The organism is Mesorhizobium sp. WSM4823 (assembly GCF_055811195.1).
The window spans coordinates 354,507-378,512 of the sequence record NZ_JBVVQL010000002.1 but is presented as its reverse complement, the minus strand read 5'-3'; the positions used below and the strand labels follow the sequence as shown (position 1 = coordinate 378,512).

The following is a 24,006-nucleotide window of genomic DNA, read 5'->3' as shown; positions in this document are numbered from 1 at the left end:
CAGCCGCCCCCTCCGCCAGCTCTTATGCTGCCATGACGATTTCGTTATAGGCATCGAGATCGACGTAGAAGACCTTGGTGATCTCCGCAATCAGCTCGTCGTGATCGTAGCCTTGCGATTTCAGAATATTGATGGCGGTCATGATGTCGACGCGTTCGGTGAGCCGTCGTTTCTGGTGGTCCTCGACATAACGTTCCATCGGCTGTCCCTGGCGCCAAATGCCCCAATGTATTGAACAACGATCAGATCGCAGGAAGGGGGCTGCTCGCATGGAACATGCCGGCTGAGCCCGCGCCTCACCTTGATCTGTCAACGAGACTGATACGGAAAGCGGCCGACTCAACAAGGCCAAGTAAAGCCTAGCATGCAATCTTCAGCGCGCCAGAGTTGCAAACGGTGGATTGAAGAAAATCTCGTAGGCCATTGTGATTTCGTCATCCTGGGGTCTGCGCCGCGAAGCGTAGCGAAGACCCAAGGATCCATGCCGTAACTTCAGAGCATCGCCACGGTGCAGAATCCAGGATGGTGTACGCCGGAAAACGGCCTCTGTTCTTGACCGCTGCATTCTTTGACCGACGGCACGGCATGGCATCCTGGGGTCTGCGCCGCGTCGCTTCGCCCCAGGATGACGAAGGGGGGATGGTTCGGCTAGTCTTGGACGTTTGCGACACTAAACGGTCAGGAACTTCCTGACATCCGTCCGGTCGAGATCCTCGGCCGGGCCGGTGTGGACGATCTGGCCGCGGTCCATGATGTTGACCTCGTCCGCCAGTTCGCGGCAGAAATCGAGATACTGTTCGACCAGCAGCACGGCGATGCCTGCCTGGTCGCGCAGATAGCGAATGGCGCGGCCGATGTCCTTGATGATCGACGGCTGGATGCCTTCGGTCGGCTCGTCGAGGACCAGCAGTTTCGGCCGCATCACCAATGCCCTGCCGATGGCGAGCTGCTGCTGCTGACCGCCGGAAAGGTCCCCGCCGCGGCGCGCCAACATCTGCTTCAGCACCGGGAACAATTCGAAGATGTGGCCGGGAATGTTGCGATCGGCGCGCTTTAACGGCGCAAAGCCCGATTCGAGGTTTTCCCGCACGGTGAGCAGCGGGAAGATCTCCCTGCCCTGTGGCACGAATGCGATGCCCGACCGGGCGCGATCATACGCCGCGCTCCGGTCGAGCGCCTTCCCCTCGAAGGCAACACTTCCGCTCGTCAGCCGGTGGTGGCCGACGATCGATCTCATCAAACTGGTTTTGCCGACGCCATTGCGGCCGAGTACGCAGGTGATCTTGCCCGCGCCGGCCTTGAGCGAGACGCCGCGCAGCGCCTGGGCGGCGCCATAGTGGAGCGTGGCGTTGGAGACTTCGAGCATGGTCAGCGCTTTCTCCAACGCCTGAAGAACGAAAGGTCGAAATGATGGAACGGAACGCGCCAGACCATATTCATCTCCCCAGATAGACTTCGACGACACGCTCGTCGGCCGAAACGAAATCGAGCGAGCCTTCGGAAAGCACCGAGCCTTCGTGCAGGCAGGTGACCTTGACGCCGAGCTCACGCACGAAATGCATGTCGTGCTCGACGACGATGACCGAATGATCGCGCGCAATATCCTTGAGCAGCCGCGCGGTTTCCTCGGTCTCGGCGTCGGTCATGCCGGCTACCGGTTCATCAACCAGCAGTAGTTTGGGATCCTGCGCCAAGAGCATGCCGATCTCGAGCCATTGCTTCTGGCCATGGCTGAGATTGGCGGCGATTTCATCGCGCTTGTCGCCGAGCCGGATGATGCCGAGGATCTCGTCGATTTGCCGCACTTCCGCCGCCGAGCGGCGATGGAACAGCGCTGGGAAAATCGAGCGCGGGCCTTTCAGCGCCAGCATCAGATTCTCCTCGATCGTATGGCTTTCGAAGACGGTCGGCTTCTGGAATTTGCGGCCGATGCCCATCATGGCAATCTCGGCCTCGTCATGTTTGGTCAGGTCGACCTGGCCATCGAAGTAAACCTCGCCCTGGTCGGGCCGCGTCTTGCCGGTGACGATGTCCATCATCGTGGTCTTGCCGGCGCCGTTGGGACCGATGATCGCGCGCATCTCGCCCTTGTCGAGCACCAGCGACAAATTGTTGATGGCGCGAAAGCCGTCGAAGGAAACCGAGACGCCGTCGAGATAGAGGATCGTGTTCGACTTCGACATCGCTCTACTCCGCCGGCTGCGGTTCAGGGCCGGAAGCGGACCAGTCGCCGGGCGCTCTCGCAGCACCGCGAACGACCTTCGGTGGCGCCGGGAGGTCAGGATCGGTGCCAGCTTCCTCGGCGATCGAGGCCGCGCGCAGCGCCTTGGCATTGCCACGCCAAGCGTCCCACATGCCGATAATGCCCTTGGGCAGGAACAGCGTGACGGCAACAAACAGCCCGCCCAGCGCAAACAGCCAGAACTCGGGCAGCACGCCGGTGAACCAGGATTTGCCGGCATTGACCACAAGCGCACCAATGATCGGCCCGACGATGGTACCGCGTCCGCCAACGGCTGCCCACACCACGACCTCGATCGAATTCGACGGTTCAAACTCGCCCGGATTGATGATGCCGACCTGCGGCACGTAGAGCGCTCCGGCGATACCGGCCATGACGGCCGAAACGGTGAAGGCGAACAGTTTGACGTTCTCCGCCCGCCAGCCGAGAAAGCGCGTGCGGCTCTCGGCGTCGCGCACCGCCATCAGCAGCTTGCCGTATTTGGAACCGACGATGGCCCAGGTGACGTAGACGGCGAGCGCGAGCGTGACGGCGCTGGCCGCGAACAATGCCGAGCGTGTCGCATCGGCCTGCACGTTGAAGCCCAAAATATCCTTGAAATCGGTCAGGCCGTTGTTGCCGCCGAAACCCATGTCGTTGCGAAAAAACGCCAGCAGCAGCGCATAGGTCATCGCCTGAGTGATGATCGAAAGATAGACGCCGGTGACGCGGCTGCGGAAGGCGAACCAGCCGAACACGAAGGCGAGCAGGCCGGGCACCGCTAGCACCATGATCGCGGCAAACCAGAAATGGTCGAAACCGTACCAGAACCATGGCAATTCCTTATAGTTCAGAAACACCATGAAATCGGGCAGCACAGGATTGCCGTAGACGCCGCGCGAGCCGATCTGGCGCATCAGATACATGCCCATCGCATAACCGCCGAGCGCGAAGAAGGCGCCGTGGCCGAGCGAAAGGATGCCGCAATAGCCCCAGACGAGATCGAGCGCCAAGGCGAGCAGCGCGTAACACAGATATTTGCCGGTGAGCGCGACGATATAGGACGGCACGTAGAACGCACTCGTCGGCGAGACCGCAAGATTGAGCAGCGGCACGATGATGGCGACCGCTAGCAGGATGAAGATGGTGATGGCGATGCGGCGGTCGGCGCCGGCGGCGAAGAAGCGTCCCGTGATCATGCTTCCACCGACCTGCCCTTGAGCGCGAACAGGCCGCGCGGGCGTTTCTGGATGAACAGGATGATCAGGACCAGGACGACGATCTTGCCGAGGACCGCCCCGGCATAGGGTTCGAGGAACTTGTTGACGATGCCGAGCGAGAAGGCGCCGACCAGCGTGCCCCAGAGATTGCCGACGCCGCCGAAGACGACGACCATGAAGCTGTCGATGATGTAGCCGCGGCCGAGATTGGGCGAGACATTGTCGATCTGGCTGAGCGCGACGCCGGCGATGCCGGCGATGCCGGAGCCCAATGCGAAGGTCAGTGCGTCGACCCATGGCGTCCTGATGCCCATCGACGCGGCCATGCGGCGGTTGGCGGTGACGGCGCGCATCTGCAGGCCCCAGGGCGTGCGCTTCATCACATAGAGCAGCACCGCGAACACGCCGAGCGCGAATACCAGTATCCAGAGCCGGTTCCAGGTGATTGCAAGCTGGCCGACATCGAACGATCCGGACATCCAGGAGGGATTGCCGACCTCCTGGTTCGTCGGTCCGAAGATGGTGCGCACCGCCTGTTGCAGGATCAGCGAGACGCCCCATGTCGCCAGCAGCGTTTCCAGCGGGCGGCCGTAGAGGAAACGGATGACGCCGCGTTCGATGGCAAGGCCGACGAGCGCCGCGACGAGGAACGCGAGCGGCAGTGCGATGGCCAGTGACCAGTCGAACAGGCCGGGAAAGGAATTGCGGATCACTTCCTGCACGACAAAGGTGGTGTAGGCGCCGAGCATCACCATCTCGCCATGCGCCATGTTGATGACGCCCATGACGCCGAAGGTGATGGCGAGGCCGATCGCCGCGAGCAGCAGTACCGACCCCAGTGAAATGCCGTACCAGATGTTCTGTCCCGCATCCCACAGCGCCAGCGTCGAATTGATGTTGGCGATCGCCGCCGTCGCCGCGTCCTTGACCGTGCCTTCGGAATTGGCCTCGACGGAGGTGAGCAGGGACACCGCGTTGCGGTCGCCGCGCGCGCCTATCAGGCCGATCGCCGCCAGTTTGTCGGCCTCCGGCCTGTCCGATACCAGAACCGACGCCGCGCGAGCCTGTTCGAGCAGCGCTTTGACGCTTGCCACGGTCTCACTGCCGATCGCGGCATCGAGTGGCTCGATGTTTGTGGCATCGGGCGTCTTGAACATTGTGTCGGCGGCAGCGATGCGCGCAGCCGGGTCTTTCGCGCCGAGCGTCAGCGTGCCCAGAGCATCGCGGATGGCGCGGCGCAGCGTGTTGTTGACCTTGATCTTGGCGATCTCGCCCTTGACCGCATCGCCGGATTTTTCACCGCTCAACGGGTCGAGCAGCTCAACGCTGCCGCCAGCTTCCTTGCCGATGAAAATCTGCGAATCGGTCTTGCGGACGTAGAGATCGCCCTCCGCAAGCGCGCCAAGCGGGCGTTCGACGGCAGTATCGCCGGTGGCCGCGAGCTCGTCCACGACGGCTTCGATCGCCGGAAAATTGGAGGCGGAGGCAAATTTGGCGATGATGGCGCGCAGATCCGCTTCGGCAGCGTTCGACGGCAACAGCATCCCCAGGAGGAGCAGCAGCGTCAGCCCAATCGCGCGGATGAAGATCATCGGTTTCTGGCGACTCTCGAAGGGTTGAATTTGGCGTCCGGGCGGGCTGGAGGAGAGGAGCTCGCCCGGACGCATCGCGGTCTAGGTCGTGGAGAAATCCACGACCGTCAGACCCGGGAGGATCAGTTGGTTCCCTTGCCGCCGCACTTGCCGGTGGCGACATTGAAGTTGCCGCAGGACAGTGGCGCACGCCAATCGGAGATCAGGTCCTTCGAATCGGGCAAGAAATCGGACCACTCGTCACCCATCACCAGGCCGGACGTCTGCGAGACGGTCTCGAACTGGCCGTCGGCCTGGATTTCGCCGATCAGCACCGGCTTGGTGATGTGGTGGTTCGGCATCATGGTCGAATAACCGCCGGTCAGGTTCGGCACCGAGACGCCGATCACAGCATCGATGACCTTGTCAGGATCTGTGGTGCCGGCCTTCTCGACCGCCTTCACCCACATGTTGAAGCCGACATAGTGAGCTTCCATCGGGTCGTTGGTGGTGCGCTTGTCGTTCTTGATGAACTTGTGCCAGTCGGCGATGAACTTCGCATTCTCGGGCGTGTCGATGCTCTGGAAGTAATTCCAGGCGGCGAGATGACCGACCAACGGCGCCGTGTCGAGACCGGCAAGCTCTTCCTCGCCAACTGAGAAGGCCATGACCGGGATATCCTCGGCCTTGATGCCCTGATTGCCGAGCTCCTTGTAGAACGGCACGTTGGCATCGCCGTTGACGGTCGAGACGACGGCGGTTTTCTTGCCGGCCGAGCCGAATTTCTTGATCGCCGACACCTCGGTCTGCCAATCGGAGAAGCCGAACGGCGTGTAGTTGACCATGATATCTTCTGCGGCGACGCCCTTAGCCTTCAAATAGGCTTCAAGGATCTTGTTGGTGGTGCGCGGATAGACGTAGTCGGTGCCCTCAAGCACCCAGCGCTTCACCGAGCCGCCGTCCTCGCTCATCAGATAGTCGACCGCGGGAATGGCCTGCTGGTTCGGCGCCGCTCCGGTGTAGAACACGTTGCGCTCGCTCTCCTCGCCCTCATACTGGACGGGGTAGAACAGGATGTTGTCGAGTTCGGAAAACACCGGCAGCACCGACTTGCGCGACACCGAAGTCCAGCAGCCGAACACGGCCGCGACCTTGTCCTTGGAGATCAGCTCGCGTGCCTTTTCGGCGAAGAGCGGCCAGTTGGAAGCCGGGTCGACGACGACCGCTTCGAGTTTCTTGCCGAGCAGACCACCCTTTGCATTCTGCTCTTCGATGAGCATCAGCATGGCGTCCTTCAGCGTCGTCTCCGAAATCGCCATGGTCCCCGACAGCGAATGGAGAATGCCCACCTTGATCGTATCGTCAGCCGCCTTAGCCTGAATGGGCGTCAACAGACCCGCCGCGACCACGCCCGCCGAAACCATTCTTGTTATTGTCGAGAAACTGCCCCTCATATTCCACACTCCCAAGCTGGTTGATCGTATCGCAACAGACCATGCAACGGCTGTGCCAACCGCGGGAGCAAAATTGAACGCGCTGGGATTTCCTAGGTCTATCAGCTGGTTAGTATATTAGCGGCGAGATGTGTGCGCTGTCATCCGTGTTCCGCTTGAGAAAAAACCGCAAACTACCGCCTAATTTTTGCCCAAGCATCAATTAGTGCATAAATATTGAGCAATCCTATGTCGCGAGCGATGACCCGTTGCAGCTTTGCAGGAAAATAGGGCAAATTCGATCTTCAAAAGAGCGACGTCATGGCCTCCAGGATCTCTCATATTTTCATCACCATGCTTCTGGTTGCGGCCACCGGCAGCGCACGCGCCGACTTCACCGACGGCAAACTGCCCGACGGGGCCTATCACTGCGAAGTCTATCTGCTTGGCATGTTCCTCAGTCTCGGCGAGATCACTATCAAGGGAAATGTCTATAGCGGCCCGGTGACCTTCGGAGCCGCCCGGCAGGGCTACAATTATCAGATGAATGCAAATGGCGAGATCACCTGGCTGGGTCCATTGGGCGGCTATACGACCGGCGGCAACTCGATCTCGCTCACGCAGGCCACATTGGACGGTCAAACCAGCCCGTCCTTCGACATCATCATGAAGCAGCCTGACGGCGCCTTCACCGCCTCAACCTGCACAAAGCGTTGAGCGGCGGCTCAGGGCCGCCGACCCGTTAGCAAGAAGTATTTCCTCTCATGTCATCCGGGTGTTGCCGAAGCAGCATAGGCAGCGCTGCGCCGTCACCATCCACCCTGAGAGGCAGACATCATGGCCAACTCCCCGTCATCACCCTCCCCTGTCATTCGCGACGTCATCGCCGACCGCGTCTCACGCCGCGGTCTGCTGAAAGGCGGCCTTGCATCCGGCGCGCTGATTGCCGGCGGCAGCTTCGTCGGCTCACTGTTTGCCGGCGAAACACATGCCGCTGCCGCGCTCTCGACGCTGGGCTTTCCCGAGCTGAAGCGCGTCTACGACAAGACCCATGCCGTCGCCGAAGGGTACGAGACCACGATCGTGGCACGCTGGGGCGACGCGCTCGCAACCGGCCTGCCGGATTTCGACGGCAACAAGGTCGCCGCCGACGAGCAGGAGAAGCGCTTCGGCTACAATTGCGACTACATCGCCTTCATGCCGCTGCCGAAAGGCTCGGCCAATTCCGACCACGGCCTGCTCTGCGTCAACAACGAGTACATCTCTCCCAATGTGATGTTTCCCGGCATGACCGAGGACGATGCGGGCAAGATGATGACCAGGGAACAGGTCGATCTCGGCATGGCCGCGATGGGCCATTCGGTCGTCGAGATTGTCCTGAAGGACGGCAAGTGGGCGACAGTCGAGGACAGCCCGCTCAACCGCCGCATCACGGCCAACACCGAGATGACCGTATCCGGTCCCGCCGCCGGCCATGCGCTGATGAAAACCTCGGCGGACGCGACCGGCACCAAGGTTCTCGGCACCAGCTACAATTGCGGCGGCGGTGTCACCCCATGGGGCACGGTGCTCACCTGCGAGGAAGGCGTTTCCGATATTTTCGGTGGCGATCCGAAAAAGGCGCCCATTGCCGACATCCTCGATCGCTACGCTTTCGACGGCTCCGACTTCTATGGCCGCGCCCGTTTCCATGACCGGTTCAACCTCGACAAGGAGCCGAACGAGGCAAACCGTTTCGATTGGGTGGTCGAGATCGATCCCTATGATCCGACTTCGAAGCCGGTGAAGCGCACTGCACTCGGCCGCATGTCGCACGAAGCCTCCACCGTCGTCGTCAACAAGGATGGCCGCGTTGCCGTCTACATGGGCGACGACGACTATTTCGAATACATGTACCGCTTCGTCTCGAACAAGGCGTACGATCCGGCGAACCCGGCCTCCGGCAAGGACCTTCTCGATGACGGCGTGCTGTCGGTGGCGCGCTTCGATGCCGACGGCACGATGACCTGGCTGCCGCTGGTTCACGGCGAGGGCAAGCTCACCAGCGAAAACGGCTTTGCCGATCAGGCCGAGGTGCTGCTGAAGACACGGCTGGCTGCCGATGCGTTGGGTGCTACGCCGATGGACCGGCCAGAGGACATCGAGACCAACCCGGTGACCGGCCGCGTCTATGCGGTGATGACCAAGAACAAGAAACGCGACCAGTCGAAGGTGAATCCGGCCAACACGCGGCCCGAAAACCTTTGGGGCCATATCGTCGAGCTGATCCCGCCCGGCGGCCGTGGTGCCGAGGCCGACCATACCGCTGAAAAATACGAATGGGACCTGTTCGTGCTCTGTGGCAATCCCAAGGACGCGGCGGTCGGCGCGACCTTCCATGCGGACACGTCGGAGGATGGCTGGTTCGTCTGCCCCGACAACATCACCTTCGATCCGGCCGGGCGGCTCTGGGTCGGAACCGATGGCGCCAACGACTTCGACCTGCCGGACGGTGTCTACGGCATAGACACCGAAGGTCCGGCGCGCGGCCTGCCAAAGCTGCTTTTCACCTGCCCGCAGGGCGCCGAGGCTAGCGGCCCCTGCTTCACGCCGGATGGCACGACGCTGTTCCTGTCGGTCCAGCACCCGGCCGAGGACGCCGAGACGCTCGACAAGGCCGCGACGCTGTGGCCCGACTTCAAGGACGGCCAACCGCCGCGGCCCGCCGTGGTCGCCATCCGCCGCAAGGATGGCAAGCCGGTCGGCGCGTAGCTCCGGCGCCGACAAAAAAGAGGCGCGGAACCTTGCAAGGCTCCGCGCCAGCAGCAGCCGGGAGGGCTACAGTTAGATGCTCTTCGCCGACATCTGCTCAGCAATATAATCGGCCTGACGGATCGCCAGCGCCACGATCGTCAATGTCGGATTTTCGGCACCGCCGGTGGTGAACTGGCTGCCATCCGACACGAACAGGTTCTTGATGTCGTGCGCCTGGCCATGCTTGTTGACGACGCCGTCGGTCGCCTTTTCGCTCATCCGGTTGGTGCCGAGATTGTGGGTCGAAGGATAGGGCGGCGTCGGGAAAGTCCGCGTCGCGCCCACCGCCGCGTAAAGCGCCGAGCCCTGCTTGTAAGCGTGGTTGCGCATCGCCGTGTCATTGGCATGATCGTCGAAATGAACGTCCGCCACAGGCGTACCGTGCTCGTCCTTCATGTCGGCATGCAGCGTGATGCGGTTTTCCTCGCGCGGCATGTCTTCGCCAACGATCCACATGCCGGCCATATGGTCGTAGTGATCGAGCGCCGTGGTGAAGGAACGTCCCCATCCGCCCGGATTGAGGAAGGCGGCCATGAACGGCAGGCCGAGCGACAGCGTCTCGAGTTCGTAGCCGCCGACGAAGCCGCGCGAAGGATCGTTGCGGGCTTCGTCGCGGATGATACCGGCCATGGTGGTGCCGCGATACATATGCACCGGCTTGTCGAAGATGCCGTAGACGGAGCCCGTGGTGTGGCGCATGTAGTTCTTGCCCACCTGCCCCGACGAATTGGCAAGGCCGTCGGGAAATTGGCTCGATGCCGAGTTGAGCAGCAGCCGCGGGCTCTCGATCGAGTTTCCGGCGACGGCGACGATGCGGGCCTTCTGTTCCTGCAGTTTGCCGTCCTTGTCGGCATAGACGACGCCGGTCACCTTGCCTGATGCGTCGTGGTTGATCTTGATCACCATGGCATTCGGCCTTACCTCGAGATGACCGGTCGCCTCACCTTTCGGGATTTCGGTATACAGCGTCGACCATTTTGCGCCCCATTTGCAGCCCTGGAAGCAGAAGCCGGTCTGCTGGCAGGCATTGCGGTCGTCGCGCGGCTCGGAATTGATCGCCATCCGACCGGTGTGGCACTCCTTGTAGCCGAGCTTGTCGGCGCCGGCCTTCATCACCTTGAAGTTGTTGTTACCGGGGAGGCCTGGAATGTTGTTGGTGAGCGTCACGCCCAGCTTATCTTCGGCTTTTGCGTAGTAGGGCTCCAGGTCGGCCAGCGTGATCGGCCAATCGAGCAGGTTGGCACCTTCCAGTTTTCCGTAGGTCGAAAGCGTCTTGAATTCGTGCTCCTGGAAGCGCAGCGAGGCGCCTGCCCAGTGCGTCGTCGAACCGCCGACAGACTTGACGATCCACGCCGGCAGGTTGGGGAAATCCTTAGCAACCCGCCAGTCGCCCGAGGTCGTGCGCTTGTCCGTCCAGGCGAGCTGGGCGAACGAATCCCACTCGTCGTTGATGAAATCCTCGTATTCGTGGCGGGCGCCCGCCTCCAGGATAACGACATCGATGCCCTTCTGGGCAAGCTCGTTGCCGAGCGTGCCGCCGCCGGCGCCCGAGCCGATGATGACGACCACGCCATCGTTCTTGAGATCAAATGGTGCTGCCATGGTTTCCTCCCATGATGTCTGTTGTCTGCGGTTGCGGCGGGGCTCAGAGCCACTCGATGTCATCGAAACCGCGCGCCATGTAGCCGCCCTTGGAGTAGGACTCGCCCTCGTAGCCGAAGATCGGCCAGACCTCCTTCTGGTTGTAGAGGCCAACGACAAGCCCGCCGCGGACCGCCTGGAAGAACGGCGTGTCCTCGATCTCTCTCAGCACCGCGACGCGCTGCTCCTCCCAGCCGAGGCCGGTGTAGCCGTCCTTGCCCGACTTCAAGTCGAGATCGGCGATGCCCTTTTCGATGAGATCCTTGTGGGCTGGGTCCTTGCCGGCCTGCTCGTCATGGGCCTTGACGGCGATTGCGTAATATTTGTCAGGCACTTGGTCGTGCGGGTAGATGTCGCGCGCCATCTGGATCAGGGTCGCCATGGTTTCAGGCTTGAGCGCCGACGTTTCGAGACCCCAGGCATGTTGTGGGCTGATGACGGCGCTGCCCGAAATGACCAGCAACGCGCCGACACCGCCGCGTTTCAGAAGTTCGCGGCGCGACAGCCCGGGCTTGCTTTCGTAAATCGTGACCATTTCTTCCTCCCTTGCTTGCTATTTGCACCGTAAAGGTGCCGTGGCTGGCGCCGCGCTGGCCGGCGCGACCTGATGTCTCCTATTTGAACCGACCCTGACGCTGCAGGACCTCAATCTTGTAGCCGTCGGGATCCTCGATGAAGAAGAAGCGCGCGAGCAGCGCTCCGTCGCGATTGAACTCGACAATCTTTTTTGGGTTCAGGCCAAGCGCGCCAAGCCGGTCGTGTTCGCCGTCCAGATCGGCGACCGAAACCGCGATATGGCCGTAGCCGTCGCCGAGCGAATAAGGCTCCTGCCGGCCCTTGTTGACGGTGAGCTCGACTTCGAACTCTGCCTCGGCATTGCTCAAATAGACGAGCGTGAAGGTTTCGAAAGCGAGCCGTTCGGCGACATCAAGCCCAAAGGCTTTCCGGTAGAAGTCGACGGACCGGGCCTCGTCCAGAACCCGGATCATGGTGTGAATCGTCTTCGCCAAATGACACTCCGTCGCAACAGCGCCTTATGCGCGTCGGGGTGATTATGCGCGGGTTACTGCAAAGGTGGTGGCAGCCGATTACCACGCGCTACGCTAACGGCGGGATGAAAGACCGTTTAAGGACGAAAGTCCGATTGCTGTTTTCCGCTTTCCGGCTGAAGATAATCGGCCACGACAGGCACTGCTCAAAGGCGCGAATCGCTGCTGATTGCGCCCAAAATCAACAAGAATGGCCAAGACCAATAAGAACGGCCAAAACGAATAGAACGGGAGGTAACGATGTGCAGGGTTTTTGCCGGGCAGGATCCGGAGGGCTATCGACAGATCAACCGATCGATCCGCATCGACGGGCATTCGACGAGCATCCAGCTCGAAGCGACGTTCTGGGCGTTGCTCGACGAGATCGCTGACAGCCAAGGTTTGACGACGCCGAAATTCATCTCGAAGCTCTATGACGAGGCAATTGAGATCAACGGCCAGATCCCGAACTTCGCCTCGATGTTGCGCACGACCTGTGCTCTCTATCTGAAAGGCCATCGGCCAGGCATCGAAGAACACACGGCGCCCAAGCGGCAGGCGGCTTAGTTTTCAGCTGCAACATCGAGCGCCAGCCGGGTCATATCGGTGAAAAGCGCCTGGCGTTCGGAATAGTCGGTTTGCTCGCCGGTCACCACGTTGTCGACGACAGTCAGGATCGACAGGGCCCGGGCGCCGAAATGCGCAGCGATGCGATAGAGCGCGCTGGTCTCCATATCCACGGCGAGCGCGCCTTCAGCCTGCACCCCGGCAAAGCGGGCACACCCCTCCGGGTGATAGAATATGTCACTGCAGGCGGTCAGCCCGGCATGATGTTCGATGCCGAGTTCGCCAGCCCTGGCCACAGCGCGGGCAAGCAGCATCGGATCGGGGCCAGCAGCGGCGTCGTAGAGCCCGTAGACCTGGCCACTCCCCGCACTTTCACCATGAACCGATTGCGAGATCACCAGGCTGCGCAGCCCGACCTTTGCGGTCAAGGCGCCACAGGTACCGGTGCGGATCAGCGTCCTGACGCGATGGAAATCCAATAGTTCGTGCGCGTAGATGAGAAATGACGAGACACCGATCCCCGTCGATTGGATGCTGACCGGCATGCCCTGGAAAAGACCGGTGAAACCCAGGGCGCCCCTGCGGCGGTTGACGCAGCGCGGCGCCTCGAGAAAAGTCTCTGCCATCCATTCGGCGCGCTGCGGGTCACCCGGCAACAGCACCGTCTCGGCATAATCGCCCCTGCTTGCCTCGTTGTGCGGCGTCACGGCATCTACCCCAAATCCCCGCCGCGTTGTCGTCGCAATCATGGCAGGCTGGCGTCGATACGCAAGCCGCGATTGCGAAACTCCAGTGGCCGGACCTCACTGGTTATGAACGGACGGTTCCCTCTCCGGCGCCGGTAAGTGTAAACGGCATGGTCTTGGCGTCTGTGCGCTAGATCACATTCAGACCGCGCGCCTTAGATTATTTCACCAAGAGCGCAATGCACTGGCTGGTCTAGGATTCGAGCACATCCTTGACGATCGTGGCCAATTGCTTGAGCGAAAACGGCTTCGGTAGGAAGCCGAAATGCGCGTCTGCCGGCAGGTTTTTGGCGAACGCGTCCTCCGCGTAGCCTGAAACGAAGACGAATTTGATGTCAGGCTGCCGCTTGCGCAATTCGCCAAGCAGCGTTGGCCCGTCCATTTCAGGCATCACCACGTCGGAAACGACGATGTCGACCTTGCCGCCGAGCGCCTCGAACACTTCCAGCGCCTCGACGCCCGACGACGCTTCGTGGACAGTGTAGCCGCGCGACGTCAGCGCTCGCATGCCACCCATGCGCACGGCATCCTCGTCCTCGACGAGCAGCACCGTTGCCGAGCCCGACAAATCCTTGGCGACATCGGCGATCTTTGCCGGTGCAGCCGGCGCCTCGCCGGGTTCGCCCGCCGTTCTCGCCTCTGCAATGTAGCGCGGCAGGAAGATGCGGAACACCGATCCCTTGCCAACTTCGGAATCGCAGAAGATGAAGCCGCCCGTCTGCTTGATGATGCCATAGACCATCGACAGGCCGAGGCCGGTGCCCTTGCCGACCTCCTTGGTGGTGAAGAAGGGTTCGAAAATCTTCTTGAGCACTTCGGGGCCAATGCCGCTGCCGGTGTCTTCGACTTCGACCACGACATAGTCGGCCGGCACCAGTTCGCGGTAGGAAAGGCTCTTGCTCTCCTCCGTAGTCACATTCCGGGTGCGCACGGTCAGGTCGCCGCCGGTCGGCATCGCATCGCGCGCATTGACCGCCAGATTGACCACCACCTGCTCGAACTGCCCGATATCGACCTTCACCGGCCACAGGTCGCGGCCATGGTCGACCTTCAGCTTGATGTCGTTGCCGACCAGGCGGGCCAGCAGCATCCGGAGATCGGCAAGCACGTCGGTCAGGTTGAGCACCTCCGGCCGCAGCGTCTGCTTGCGCGAGAAGGCCAGGAGTTGCCGCACCAGAGAGGCCGCCCGGTTGGCGTTCTGCTTGATGTTCATGATGTCGGGGAAGGACGGGTCCGACGGGCGGTGGTTGGTCAACAAAAGGTCCGACGCCATGATGATGGCGGTCAGCACATTGTTGAAGTCGTGTGCGATGCCGCCGGCGAGTTGGCCGACCGCCTGCATCTTCTGGCTTTGCGCCATCTGGCCCTCGAGCGCCTTCTGCTCGGTGGTTTCGACGGCGTAGACGATGGCCGATTCTTCGGCGCCCTCGCCGGTACCGTCGGCAACCGCGTTGACGTAGAAGCGCATGTGCCGTTCTTCATTGCCGGGCAGAAGCGTATCGATCGGTTCGATGTCGGCCTGCCGTTGTCTCGCTTTCTCGAACGCCGCGGCAAAAGCGGGCCGATCGCGCTCATGGATCACCGTGTCGAGCCGCACGCGCCGATCGACCGCGTCCCCGTCGACGACGGAGGAAAACAGCGACAGGAAGGGCGCGTTGGTGCGCAAGATGCGCCCGCTGTTGTCGACGGCCGCTATTGCCATCGGCGTCGAATTGAAGAAGCGGGTGAAGCGGACCTCGGAGGCGCGAAGATCGGCGGAAGCGTCCTCGCCTTGCGTCCGGTTGAGAACGATGGTGCGCGTCGGACCGCTGACGCCCTCGCGGCTGGCCGAAACCCGATGCATGAAACGCACGGGCAGCGCCTCGCCCTTCACTGTCGTCAGATCGAGATCGATGACGGCGTTGCGCGTGGTGCCGGGATCGGCTTTGACCGAGCGGACCAGCGCCATACCGTCGCCGGCGACGATCTCCGGAAGCGTTACGGCACCGGGCGTGAAGCTCGTCAGGTCGATGCCCAGCCACTCGGCAAGCGTGGCGTTGATATAGGTGACGCGGCCCTCCTGGTCGGCCGAAAAGAAGCCGGCCGGCGCATGATCGAGATGATCGATGGCCTTTTGGAGATCGAGGAAGAACCGCTCCTGCTCGGCCCGTTCTTCCGAGATGTCGGCGAGTTGCCAGGCGAGCAAGGGCAACCGCTGGCCAGGGACGCTGAAGGCGCGGGCGCGGGCGCGGTACCAGCGCGCGCCCGGCTCGGCGCCGGGTCGAATGGATTGAGCAAGCCGAAACTCTCCATCGCCGGACTGGCCGTCGCGCAGGCCGGAGGCCAGCCGGTATATGGTCACCGAGGCCTCGGGAACATCGGACAGCAACCCTTCGACCGTCTTGAGATCCGCCGCCGACGCCGCGCCGGTCATATCGGCATAAGCCCGATTGGCGTAGACGACACGCCCCTTAGTGTCGGTGACGAGAAGACCTTGCGACATCGAATCGACGAAGGCTTTCGACAGCTCGTCACTCGTCGAGCGCGGCGTAATCTGCACGAAACCGATGGCGGTAGCGAACAGGAAGCCGACGCCGATCATCGCCAGCACACCAAGCATTCCAAGCAGGAAGGGATCGCCAAGACGTTCGCGGAAAAGGCCGAAGACGATCGCGGCACCCGTCAGAACGGCGATGAAGACGATGAGCCGGGTGACCGCACCCGGTCGCGTGTTCTGGTCGACGATCGGTACCGGATAGAAATCGCCTCGCGCTTCCTTGGCCATGTGCCCCCTTGTTCGTGAATTCCGGTACTTGCCCCTGCCCGGTTGAATCACATTCTCAGGGCCTGGAAAAGGCCTTGGCGGCAAATGTCCGCTAAAAATGACGCCCGTCCGGCGCCCGGTGTGACGAATCCGAAATTCGCACCACATTGGCGCAGCGCAGAGCGAAATTTCGGCTTCATCACGCCAGCAACTTGCTGAAAAAATCCAGCGTGGTGGATTTGCAGTTCCGGAACGCTGACGCCGTCAAGCCGTTCACGAAGCGCGAAAGGCAACTTGCAGTGGCGTGCCGCAACAGTCTAGTGTCGCGTCTTCTTCGATAGCCGATATTTGGGGGCACCAATGCTGCAGTGGCTGGATAGCGTGGCGGGTCCTGGTTATGCCCCGGCAATCCTGTGGACGCTTGTCGCGCTTGTCCTCCTGGCCGTCATTCTCCTCATCGTAAAGCTGATCCGCAATCTGACCTTTGGGACATTCGTCGCCGGCGGCAGGAATCGCAAGACGCGGCTGGCCGTCATGGACGCCACCGCTGTCGACAGTCACCGCCGGCTGGTGCTGGTGCGCCGCGACGATATCGAGCACCTGCTGCTGATCGGAGGCCCGACCGACGTCGTCGTCGAACGCGACATCAGGCTGTCGGCGCTGCGCCGTCCTGCATTGACCGGAGATGGTGGCGGCCATCAGCCGGCCCCGCGGCCGCGCGCGCCTCAACCCGCTCCTGCGCCAGTGAGGCAAGCACCGCCTCCGCAGCCGGTGAGCGCGGCCTCAACGCCTACCCGATCCCATCAGGCGGCACCGGCAACGCAAAGCTATCAGTCGGCGACCGTCACGCCGCTGCCCGCCTTCGAATCGGCGAACGCCAATGCCGTTCGGCACGCGCCGTCGTCGGCAAGACAGGACACCCCGACTAGGCACGAATCCCCAACCAGGCAGGACTCTCGGGATTCTATTGACGATACACTGATGAGGGAGCTCGAGGTCTCGCTTGATGACCCGCAGCCCGCCCGGCCGGAGAACAAGCCGGCGGCAAAAGCGCCGCCGTCTCTCGACGACGAGATGACGAAGCTTCTCGGGGAGCTGTCCAGCCAGAAAAGGTAAGCGCCAGACCGGCCAGCAAAAAAGGCCGGAGGCCGGCCACGGCAAAGTTCCCTATTGGCTTCTTTTTGACGTTTCGCGTGTGCTTCAGTCGTCGCGATAGACTTTCTCGCGACGCTCGTGGCGCTCCTGCGCCTCGATCGACAAGGTCGCGATCGGACGTGCATCGAGCCGTTTCAGCGCGATGGGCTCGCCGGTTTCCTCGCAATAGCCGTAAGTGCCTTCATCAATGCGCTGCAGCGCGGAATCGATCTTTGAAATGAGTTTTCGCTGGCGATCGCGGGCGCGAAGTTCGATGGCGCGGTCGGTTTCGGAGGAGGCCCGATCGGCGAGATCGGGGTGGTTGGCGTTTTCCTGCTGCAGGATTTCGAGAGTTTCGCGCGCTTCGCGCAGTATGTCGTTCTTCCAGGTGACGAGCTTTAGGCGAAAGTAAGATTTCTGCCGCTCGTTCATGAACGGCTCGTCTTCGGAGGGTACGTAATTGGCGGTAACGATGTCGTTCATTCGACTCACCCAAACAGCCCCAAATTTGGCGCCTATATATTCGCGGACCGAATGCTGCACAAGCGTAATCGACGACAGTTTCACGCAATTGTTAATGTCGGCCAAAAAGGTATTGGCGGCATCATTCGCATGAAGGGTGCGACCGAATTCGCCTATGTTTCGTTGGGTTTGAAGGTGCCGGCCATTGTAAACCGGGCTTTTCTCATGGCTAATCCTGCAGCGCCTTTTTGACGGTTTCGGTGTTTGGCACAAGCGAGGGGCCGGTGAGCAAGCTTTACCTGTTGAGGCATGCGAAGGCCGGATGGGCCCTGCCGGGCGTGCGTGATTTCGATCGTCCGCTCGACGCATCCGGCCTCGCCGATGCCGAAACTATGGGTGCGGCCATGCGGGCCCACAACTACATTCCGGACCTCACCCTTTGCTCCACAGCAAAGCGAGCGCTGCAAACGCTGGAGGGCGTTGCCGGCCACACCGATACAGGCCGGGTCCTGTTCCTGGACACGCTCTACAGCGAGGATGCCGCCGGTTATCTCTCGATCATCCGCGGCAATGGCGGGCCAGGCTCGCTGCTCCTCATCGGCCACAATCCGATGACGGAGGATCTCGCGATCGCGCTTTCGGGCGACGGCGACGAGGCTGCGAGGGCAATGCTGAACTACGGATTCCCGACCTCCGGCCTTGCGGCCGTCCGTTTTCCAGGCAGTCTTGCCAACGCCGCGCAAGGCACGGGCTATCTTGAAGCCTTCGTGACGCCGGCCGATTTCTGACGCCATTTCGGACGTAGCGTGGTGGATTTGCTGCGAATTTCAGATTCGCCACACTAGGCGGCAACGTCTATATCGGAGCGTACCTAAGCCCGAGAGGACCGATTTGGCATCATCGCTGACCACTTTCACCGACGAGGCGAAGATTGCCTTGGATACGTTGTCGGGGCGCGCTACCGGGCTTTTTTCGCCATCGCTGCGGCTGGGTGTTACCGGCCTTTCCCGAGCCGGCAAGACGGTCTTCATCTCGGCCCTTGTCCACAATCTGATCCATGGCGGGCGCTTGCCGCTGTTCGAGGCGCAAAAATCGGGACGCATCGCCCGTGCCTTCCTCGAAGAGCAACCGGATGACGCCGTGCCGCGGTTCCAGTACGAAGATCACATCGCGGCCCTGGTCAACGACCGCCTCTGGCCGGATTCGACACGTGCCATTTCCGAGCTGAGGCTCACCATCGAATATGAATCGGCCTCCGGCTGGAGCCGCATGTTTTCATCAGGCAGACTGTCGGTCGATATCGTCGACTATCCAGGCGAATGGCTGCTCGATCTGCCGCTGCTCGGCAAATCCTACGGCGATTTCTCACGCGAAGCCTTTGAGATGGCTGCGCTTCCGGTGCGCGTCGATCTTTCGCAGGAATGGCGCACGCTATCGGCCGCGGTCGACCCGAATGCAGACGCCGACGAGATGACGGCGCGCCGCCTCGCCGAGAGCTTCGCCGCCTATCTCAAGGCATGCAAGCTGGATGAGCGGGCGCTTTCGACCTTGCCGCCGGGTCGTTTCCTGATGCCCGGCGATCTTGAGGGCTCGCCGGCGCTGACCTTCGCGCCCTTGCCGGACCTGAGCGAGCGGCGGGCGCGTTCGGGGTCGCTTCAGGCGATGATGGAACGGCGCTACGAGGCCTACAAGACCCATGTCGTCAAGCCGTTCTTTCGGGAACACATCACACGCCTCGACCGCCAGATCGTGCTGATCGACGCCCTGCAGGCCTTGAACGCAGGCCCCGGCGCGATGGCCGATCTCGAACGTGCGGTGACCGAAATCCTCGCCTGTTTCCGCCCCGGCCGCGGCAATTTCCTGACAGACTTTTTTTCGAGGCGCATCGACCGCATATTGGTGGCGGCGACAAAGGCGGACCATCTGCACCACGAAAGTCACGACCGGCTGCAGGCGATCGTGCGGCGGCTTGCCGACCGTGCCGTGGCGCGAGCGAATTTCACCGGTGCCGATGTCGACGTGGTTGCCCTGGCGGCCGTGCGCGCGACCCGCGAAGGCACGGTCAAGCAAGGCCGCGAAACGTTGCCGGTCATCATCGGCACACCTTTGAAAGGCGAAAGAATCAACGGCGAAACATTTGACGGAAACACCGAAACAGCCATATTTCCCGGTGATTTACCGGAGAAAATTGATGCGGTGTTCGGTGACTCTGGACCAGACCAACGGCAAAGCCCGGACCATCGGCAGAATAATGACGACCCGGCGATCCGTTTCGTGCGCTTTCGCCCGCCAAAACTCGAACGCACTGCTGAGGGAATCACGCTGTCGCTGCCGCATATCAGGCTTGACCGCGCCCTGCAGTTCCTGATCGGAGATCATCTGGCATGACCGCGCCCCGCAAGCCGGCGGCATTTCGCATCGAGCCGGAAGCCACGCCAAAGGAACAGGCGGCCTTCCGCCAGCCCGACGCCCCGTCAGCGCGAAAGCCGCGCGCGGTGAAGACGGATGGCGCAGTCGTCGTGCCGGCCGAGATCGATGTCTTCGACGAGCCCGACATCGTCGCCGCCGAACCGCCGCCGGCGACCGCGCCGCGGAAGCGTTCGCTGCTTGGCAGCCTGTTCTTCGGCGCATTGGGCGTTCTGGTTTCGCTGGCCCTCGGGCTTTGGACCGACCAGCTGATTCGCGATCTGTTCGCACGCGCCGAATGGCTGGGCTGGCTGGCTGCCGGGATGGCCGTGATCGCGGTGCTGGCGCTTTTGGTCATCCTTGTCCGCGAATTCCTGGCGATCGCCCGCCTCGCCGAGGTCGAAAAACTGCAGAAGCGGGCACTCGACGCCGTTGCCCGCGACGACCCTAAGGCCGCCCGCGCCGTGGTCGACGAGCTCTCGGCGTTTGTCGCGGCCAAGCCAGAAACCGCAGCCGGCCGACGCGCGCTGGCCGAATTGCGCGACGAGATCATCGACGGTGGCAATCTGGTGCGCCTGGCCGAGACCGAAATCCTCGGGCCCCTCGATGCGCGCGCCAAGGTGATGATCCTCGAAGCGGCAAAGCGTGTGTCGCTGGTAACGGCGGTCAGTCCTCGCGCTCTGGTCGACGTCGCTTACGTCGTGTTCGAAGCCGGCCGGCTGATTCGCCGCCTGTCGGAACTTTATGGCGGCCGGCCGGGCACGCTGGGATTCTTCCGGCTGGCCCGCAGCGTTCTCGCCCATCTGGCAGTGACCGGCTCGATTGCCGTCGGCGACAGTTTCGTTCAGCAGATCGTCGGCCATGGCCTCGCTGCCCGGCTCTCGGCAAAGCTTGGCGAAGGCGTCGTCAACGGCATGATGACGGCGCGTATAGGCATTGCGGCGATGGAAACCGCGAGGCCCCTGCCCTTCAGCGCCACAAAACGGCCCGGCATGGGCGATTTCTTGTCCGCTCTGACGTCGTTCGCAACCAAAAAGCAGAAGGAAACATCCGCTTCCGACGCGTGACTCCAGCCCGGCGCGGTTTCAGTGGCGCGCAAAGGGCGCTGTATGCACTGACGCAGTCTTTCGGTTCCGGGTCATGCACCAGCGGTGACGAAGCATTAACCAATCTTGTTCATGGTCGGACGGGTTCCAAAACCAGTCTCTTTGTTGCCGGGTGTCGTCGATGAAAAGCGTGATCTTGTCCAACGTCCTGGCCCTGGCGGTCATCGTTTCAACAACTGCTGGCGTGGTCGAAAAGACCTTTGCAGCAGAACCGGACAAGCAGTTCTTTCAATCGGTGGAAGGCAAATGGGTCGGTCCCGGAGAAATCGTGGCCGGCAAGTACAAGGGGACGAAATTCACCTGCAGCTTCACCGGCTCGACACCTGACGGCAAGATCGGCATGTCGCTCGACGGCGGTTGTCGGGTCGGCATGTTCACCCAGCAGATGTCGGCGACTATCCAGCGCAAGGGCCGCGAAGGCTATAAGGGCAGTTTCATGGGCGGCGCCGCCGGTTCCGGCCTCGACATCGTCGGCGGCAATGTGGTCAGCGCCAACAAGGTCGTCTTCACCATCAACCGCAACCAGTTGCGCGGCGTCATGCAAGCCCTTGTCCCCAACGACAATTCTATGACGGTCACGGTTGCGGTGCGTGTCGACCAGCAATTGGTGCCGGTCATCGGCATGAAGCTGAAGCGGGTCGATGCGCTCGAGGTCGGCTCTATCGCGCCGAACTAAGCGATTATTTTGCGATTCGATAAGACGCGCGATGCCTTACTCCAGTAGCAAAAAAGCGGCAGCTGCGGCCACCGCTTTTTCCAAACTCAAGTCGATACTCAGCCCTTGATGGCGGTGATCAGCTCGTCATAGGCCTTGCAGGCCTCGTCGGCCGTCGTGGTGCCCTGATATTTGGTTGTGACCGCCTGGACCTTGGCCGACTTGATCGTCCTCCGCCCTTCAACGGCCAAAGGCCGCGCGTCCTTGGCGCTACAGCAGCACGCAACGCAGCGGGTGGGTAAAAGCTGTGGAGCGCGCCTGCAACACTGCCGCGCCAGTTTCCGGATTCGGACTGTTCGTTCTCCGCCGAAGCCCTTATCTTGGCCGCTCGATGCCGCAGCACGTGCAGCGGTCCTCTAGAGAACGGAATGGCAGGCATGGCGGCAGAGGCAGCGGGCAGCGATCTTATCCACGTGGTGGCGCTGCTCGCCGCAGGTGTTGTCGCCGTACCGATTTTCAAGCGCATGGGGCTTGGCTCCATCCTAGGCTATCTGGCGGCCGGTGTGGTGATCGGGCCGTTCGGACTTCGTATCTTTTCCGAATCGGAAGCCATTCTTCACGTCGCCGAACTCGGCGTCGTCATGTTCCTGTTCATCATCGGGCTGGAGATGCAGCCGTCACGGCTATGGGGCCTCAGGCGAGAGATCTTTGGCCTTGGGGCATTGCAGGTCGGCGTGTGCGCGCTGTTGCTTACCGGCGTCGGACTGGCCGGCGGTTTTCCGATCGCGCAGTCCTTTGTCGCCGGCGCCGGCTTCGTGCTGACCTCGACGGCGATCGTCATGCAGCTTCTGGAAGAACGCGGCGAGATTGCAGCGCCCAAAGGCCAGCGCATCGTCTCTATCCTGCTGCTCGAGGATCTGGCGATCGTGCCGCTGCTGGCGCTGATTGCCTTCCTGGCACCGGGCGGCGCCGATATGAGCCTGACGCAGCGGCTGACCGAGGTGGGCATCGGCCTTGCTGCCATCCTCGGACTGGTGCTGGCCGGGCGTTATCTGCTCAATCCGTTCTTCCGTATCTTGGCGGATGCCCGCGCCCGCGAGGTGATGACGGCGGCTGCTCTTCTGGTCGTTCTAGGATCAGCGCTTGTCATGCAGCTCAGCGGCCTCTCGATGGCGATGGGCGCTTTCCTGGCCGGCGTGCTGTTGTCGGAATCCACCTTCCGCCATCAGCTGGAGGCCGATGTCGAACCATTCCGCGGTGTCCTGCTCGGGCTGTTCTTCCTAGCGGTCGGCATGTCGCTAGACCTGCACGTGGTCGTCGAGAACTGGCGGCTTGTCGCCGTCTACGTCGTCGCCTACATGGCGATCAAGGCGATCGGCATCTATCTCGTCGCCCGCATCCTCAAGACCGGTCACCGCGAAGCGCTCGAGCGTGCCGTGTTCATGGCGCAAGGCGGCGAATTTGCGTTCGTTCTCTATTCCGCCGCAGCGGCGGTCGGCATCATCGACAGCCAGGCCAATGCGACCCTGACGGCGATCGTCATCATCTCCATGGTGCTGACGCCTCTGGCCATCGTGGCGTTGCGGTATTTGACACCGCGCGACGAGCAGTCGCTCGAAGGCGTCGACATTGCCGATGGCCTTACCGGCAGCGTGCTGATCATCGGTTTTGGGCGCTTCGGCCAGATCGCCAGCCAGCCGCTGCTGTTGCGCGGGATCGACGTGTCGATCATCGACAATGATGTCGAGATGATCCAGGCGGCCGCCGATTTCGGCTTCAAGGTCTACTATGGCGACGGCACGCGGCTGGATATCCTCCATGCCGCGGGCGCCGGCCGCGCACGCGCCGTGCTCATATGCGTCGACAAGGCAGATGTCGCCATCCGCATTGCCGAACTCATCAAGGCGGAGTTCCCCTTGCTCACGGTGCTGGCAAGAGCCTTTGACCGTGGCACAGCGCTGCAATTGATTCGTGTAGGTGTCGACTTCCAGCTCCGGGAAACCTTCGAATCAGCCCTCGTTTTCGGTGGTTCCACCCTCGAAGCCCTGGGTGTCGACCCGGAAGAGGTCGCCGAAGTGATCGAAGATGTCCGGCGACGCGATACTGCCCGCATCGAAACGCAGCTTGCCGAAGGCATTCGGGCCGGACAACGCTTCCTGAAGGGCAATATCGGCACGCCCATTCCGACACCGCTCACCCCGCCACGTCGTACCGGCCAGGCACTCAACGAGGAGACCGCCGGCGTGCTGCATAAATCCGAACCTGCGGACTGACCGAGGA

Annotated in this window: 23 protein-coding genes; 10 read left to right on the top strand and 13 right to left on the bottom strand. The window is 62.0% G+C overall.

Annotated elements, in window-relative coordinates; genetic code table 11:
- Nucleotides 1–22 precede the first annotated feature (22 nt).
- From AC0L26_RS06700 to urtA, 6 genes are all read right to left on the bottom strand, one after another.
- Nucleotides 23–199 carry a hypothetical protein gene (locus AC0L26_RS06700; RefSeq protein WP_473631835.1) on the bottom strand — a complete coding sequence of 59 codons (177 nt, stop codon included), beginning with the start codon at nt 197–199 and terminating at the stop codon, nt 23–25.
- Nucleotides 200–670: 471 nt separating this feature from the next.
- On the bottom strand, nt 671–1,366 hold the full coding sequence (gene urtE / locus AC0L26_RS06695) for an urea ABC transporter ATP-binding subunit UrtE (protein WP_473631834.1): 696 nt from the start codon (nt 1,364–1,366) through the stop codon (nt 671–673).
- A gap of 70 nt (nt 1,367–1,436) precedes the next feature.
- The gene (gene urtD, locus AC0L26_RS06690) at nt 1,437–2,183 is read right to left on the bottom strand and encodes an urea ABC transporter ATP-binding protein UrtD (RefSeq protein WP_473631833.1); all 747 of its coding nucleotides are present in this window, start codon (nt 2,181–2,183) and stop codon (nt 1,437–1,439) included.
- Between the two features lie 4 nt (nt 2,184–2,187).
- A complete protein-coding gene (gene urtC / locus AC0L26_RS06685) occupies nt 2,188–3,420 on the bottom strand; it encodes an urea ABC transporter permease subunit UrtC (protein ID WP_473631832.1) in 1,233 nt (410 codons plus the stop codon).
- A complete protein-coding gene (urtB, locus tag AC0L26_RS06680; protein ID WP_473631831.1) occupies nt 3,417–5,033 on the bottom strand; it encodes an urea ABC transporter permease subunit UrtB in 1,617 nt (538 codons plus the stop codon). The genes urtC and urtB overlap by 4 nt, the downstream gene beginning before the upstream one ends.
- Nucleotides 5,034–5,155: 122 nt before the next feature.
- On the bottom strand, nt 5,156–6,466 hold the full coding sequence (urtA, locus tag AC0L26_RS06675; protein WP_473631830.1) for an urea ABC transporter substrate-binding protein: 1,311 nt from the start codon (nt 6,464–6,466) through the stop codon (nt 5,156–5,158).
- A gap of 300 nt (nt 6,467–6,766) precedes the next feature.
- On the opposite strand from urtA, the gene AC0L26_RS06670 reads away from it, so the two are divergent.
- Both AC0L26_RS06670 and AC0L26_RS06665 read left to right on the top strand, forming a co-directional pair.
- Nucleotides 6,767–7,162: a hypothetical protein gene (locus AC0L26_RS06670; protein ID WP_473631829.1), complete on the top strand. Its 396-nt coding sequence runs from the start codon at nt 6,767–6,769 to the stop codon at nt 7,160–7,162.
- A 120-nt stretch (nt 7,163–7,282) separates the two neighbouring features.
- Entirely contained in the window at nt 7,283–9,196 is a 1,914-nt protein-coding gene (locus AC0L26_RS06665) for a PhoX family protein (RefSeq protein ID WP_473631828.1), read from the top strand.
- Nucleotides 9,197–9,268: 72 nt separating this feature from the next.
- On the opposite strand, the gene AC0L26_RS06660 is transcribed toward AC0L26_RS06665, so the two are convergent.
- The 3 genes from AC0L26_RS06660 to AC0L26_RS06650 all read right to left on the bottom strand — a co-directional run bounded on the left by AC0L26_RS06660 (nt 9,269) and on the right by AC0L26_RS06650 (nt 11,889).
- Nucleotides 9,269–10,840 carry a GMC family oxidoreductase gene (locus tag AC0L26_RS06660; RefSeq protein WP_473631827.1) on the bottom strand — a complete coding sequence of 524 codons (1,572 nt, stop codon included), beginning with the start codon at nt 10,838–10,840 and terminating at the stop codon, nt 9,269–9,271.
- A 43-nt stretch (nt 10,841–10,883) separates the two neighbouring features.
- Nucleotides 10,884–11,414: a gluconate 2-dehydrogenase subunit 3 family protein gene (locus AC0L26_RS06655; RefSeq protein ID WP_352934663.1), complete on the bottom strand. Its 531-nt coding sequence runs from the start codon at nt 11,412–11,414 to the stop codon at nt 10,884–10,886.
- Nucleotides 11,415–11,493: 79 nt separating this feature from the next.
- Entirely contained in the window at nt 11,494–11,889 is a 396-nt protein-coding gene (locus tag AC0L26_RS06650) for a VOC family protein (protein ID WP_473631826.1), read from the bottom strand.
- 279 nt (nt 11,890–12,168) lie between these two features.
- Here AC0L26_RS06650 and AC0L26_RS06645 point away from each other — a divergent pair, with 279 nt between their 5' ends.
- On the top strand, nt 12,169–12,474 hold the full coding sequence (locus AC0L26_RS06645; protein WP_127204129.1) for a ribbon-helix-helix domain-containing protein: 306 nt from the start codon (nt 12,169–12,171) through the stop codon (nt 12,472–12,474).
- Here the strand turns inward: AC0L26_RS06645 and AC0L26_RS06640 are convergent.
- Nucleotides 12,471–13,181, bottom strand: coding sequence for a purine-nucleoside phosphorylase (locus tag AC0L26_RS06640; RefSeq protein WP_473631825.1), 711 nt, complete (start codon nt 13,179–13,181; stop codon nt 12,471–12,473). The genes AC0L26_RS06645 and AC0L26_RS06640 overlap by 4 nt on opposite strands.
- 232 nt (nt 13,182–13,413) lie before the next feature.
- The gene (cckA, locus tag AC0L26_RS06635; protein WP_473631824.1) at nt 13,414–15,984 is read right to left on the bottom strand and encodes a cell cycle histidine kinase CckA; all 2,571 of its coding nucleotides are present in this window, start codon (nt 15,982–15,984) and stop codon (nt 13,414–13,416) included.
- A gap of 339 nt (nt 15,985–16,323) precedes the next feature.
- Here cckA and AC0L26_RS06630 point away from each other — a divergent pair, with 339 nt between their 5' ends.
- Entirely contained in the window at nt 16,324–17,079 is a 756-nt protein-coding gene (locus AC0L26_RS06630) for a hypothetical protein (protein WP_473631823.1), read from the top strand.
- Between the two features lie 84 nt (nt 17,080–17,163).
- Here the strand turns inward: AC0L26_RS06630 and dksA are convergent, their stop codons facing one another.
- Complete coding sequence (gene dksA / locus AC0L26_RS06625) at nt 17,164–17,580, bottom strand: RNA polymerase-binding protein DksA (RefSeq protein ID WP_181057150.1); 417 nt, start codon at nt 17,578–17,580, stop codon at nt 17,164–17,166.
- Between the two features lie 51 nt (nt 17,581–17,631).
- Here dksA and AC0L26_RS06620 point away from each other — a divergent pair, with 51 nt between their 5' ends.
- The 5 genes from AC0L26_RS06620 (at nt 17,632) to AC0L26_RS06600 (ending at nt 21,747) form a co-directional block, all read left to right on the top strand.
- Nucleotides 17,632–17,811 carry a hypothetical protein gene (locus AC0L26_RS06620; RefSeq protein WP_473631822.1) on the top strand — a complete coding sequence of 60 codons (180 nt, stop codon included), beginning with the start codon at nt 17,632–17,634 and terminating at the stop codon, nt 17,809–17,811.
- A 32-nt stretch (nt 17,812–17,843) separates the two neighbouring features.
- Nucleotides 17,844–18,347: a SixA phosphatase family protein gene (locus AC0L26_RS06615; RefSeq protein ID WP_354493339.1), complete on the top strand. Its 504-nt coding sequence runs from the start codon at nt 17,844–17,846 to the stop codon at nt 18,345–18,347.
- A 103-nt stretch (nt 18,348–18,450) separates the two neighbouring features.
- The gene (locus AC0L26_RS06610; protein ID WP_473631821.1) at nt 18,451–19,947 is read left to right on the top strand and encodes a YcjX family GTP-binding protein; all 1,497 of its coding nucleotides are present in this window, start codon (nt 18,451–18,453) and stop codon (nt 19,945–19,947) included.
- A complete protein-coding gene (locus AC0L26_RS06605; RefSeq protein WP_473631820.1) occupies nt 19,944–21,032 on the top strand; it encodes a YcjF family protein in 1,089 nt (362 codons plus the stop codon). Before AC0L26_RS06610 ends, AC0L26_RS06605 begins: the two co-directional genes overlap by 4 nt.
- A gap of 160 nt (nt 21,033–21,192) precedes the next feature.
- On the top strand, nt 21,193–21,747 hold the full coding sequence (locus AC0L26_RS06600) for a hypothetical protein (RefSeq protein ID WP_473631819.1): 555 nt from the start codon (nt 21,193–21,195) through the stop codon (nt 21,745–21,747).
- Nucleotides 21,748–21,845: 98 nt separating this feature from the next.
- Here AC0L26_RS06600 and AC0L26_RS06595 read toward each other — a convergent pair whose 3' ends face one another.
- Entirely contained in the window at nt 21,846–21,977 is a 132-nt protein-coding gene (locus tag AC0L26_RS06595) for a hypothetical protein (protein ID WP_473631818.1), read from the bottom strand.
- Nucleotides 21,978–22,163: 186 nt separating this feature from the next.
- On the opposite strand from AC0L26_RS06595, the gene AC0L26_RS06590 reads away from it, so the two are divergent.
- On the top strand, nt 22,164–23,999 hold the full coding sequence (locus AC0L26_RS06590) for a monovalent cation:proton antiporter-2 (CPA2) family protein (RefSeq protein ID WP_473631817.1): 1,836 nt from the start codon (nt 22,164–22,166) through the stop codon (nt 23,997–23,999).
- Nucleotides 24,000–24,006: the final 7 nt, after the last annotated feature.

Bases quoted from the DNA above. Each gene is read 5' to 3' on its own strand.
- AC0L26_RS06700 (WP_473631835.1), bottom strand. From the start codon at position 199: ATGGAACGTTATGTCGAGGACCACCAGAAACGACGGCTCACCGAACGC.
- urtE (WP_473631834.1), bottom strand. From the start codon at position 1,366: ATGCTCGAAGTCTCCAACGCCACGCTCCACTATGGCGCCGCCCAGGCG.
- urtD (WP_473631833.1), bottom strand. From the start codon at position 2,183: ATGTCGAAGTCGAACACGATCCTCTATCTCGACGGCGTCTCGGTTTCC.
- urtC (WP_473631832.1), bottom strand. From the start codon at position 3,420: ATGATCACGGGACGCTTCTTCGCCGCCGGCGCCGACCGCCGCATCGCC.
- urtB (WP_473631831.1), bottom strand. From the start codon at position 5,033: ATGATCTTCATCCGCGCGATTGGGCTGACGCTGCTGCTCCTCCTGGGG.
- urtA (WP_473631830.1), bottom strand. From the start codon at position 6,466: ATGAGGGGCAGTTTCTCGACAATAACAAGAATGGTTTCGGCGGGCGTG.
- AC0L26_RS06670 (WP_473631829.1), top strand. From the start codon at position 6,767: ATGGCCTCCAGGATCTCTCATATTTTCATCACCATGCTTCTGGTTGCG.
- AC0L26_RS06665 (WP_473631828.1), top strand. From the start codon at position 7,283: ATGGCCAACTCCCCGTCATCACCCTCCCCTGTCATTCGCGACGTCATC.
- AC0L26_RS06660 (WP_473631827.1), bottom strand. From the start codon at position 10,840: ATGGCAGCACCATTTGATCTCAAGAACGATGGCGTGGTCGTCATCATC.
- AC0L26_RS06655 (WP_352934663.1), bottom strand. From the start codon at position 11,414: ATGGTCACGATTTACGAAAGCAAGCCCGGGCTGTCGCGCCGCGAACTT.
- AC0L26_RS06645 (WP_127204129.1), top strand. From the start codon at position 12,169: ATGTGCAGGGTTTTTGCCGGGCAGGATCCGGAGGGCTATCGACAGATC.
- cckA (WP_473631824.1), bottom strand. From the start codon at position 15,984: ATGGCCAAGGAAGCGCGAGGCGATTTCTATCCGGTACCGATCGTCGAC.
- AC0L26_RS06630 (WP_473631823.1), top strand. From the start codon at position 16,324: ATGCTGCAGTGGCTGGATAGCGTGGCGGGTCCTGGTTATGCCCCGGCA.
- dksA (WP_181057150.1), bottom strand. From the start codon at position 17,580: ATGAACGACATCGTTACCGCCAATTACGTACCCTCCGAAGACGAGCCG.
- AC0L26_RS06620 (WP_473631822.1), top strand. From the start codon at position 17,632: ATGCTGCACAAGCGTAATCGACGACAGTTTCACGCAATTGTTAATGTC.
- AC0L26_RS06605 (WP_473631820.1), top strand. From the start codon at position 19,944: ATGACCGCGCCCCGCAAGCCGGCGGCATTTCGCATCGAGCCGGAAGCC.
- AC0L26_RS06600 (WP_473631819.1), top strand. From the start codon at position 21,193: ATGAAAAGCGTGATCTTGTCCAACGTCCTGGCCCTGGCGGTCATCGTT.
- AC0L26_RS06590 (WP_473631817.1), top strand. From the start codon at position 22,164: ATGGCGGCAGAGGCAGCGGGCAGCGATCTTATCCACGTGGTGGCGCTG.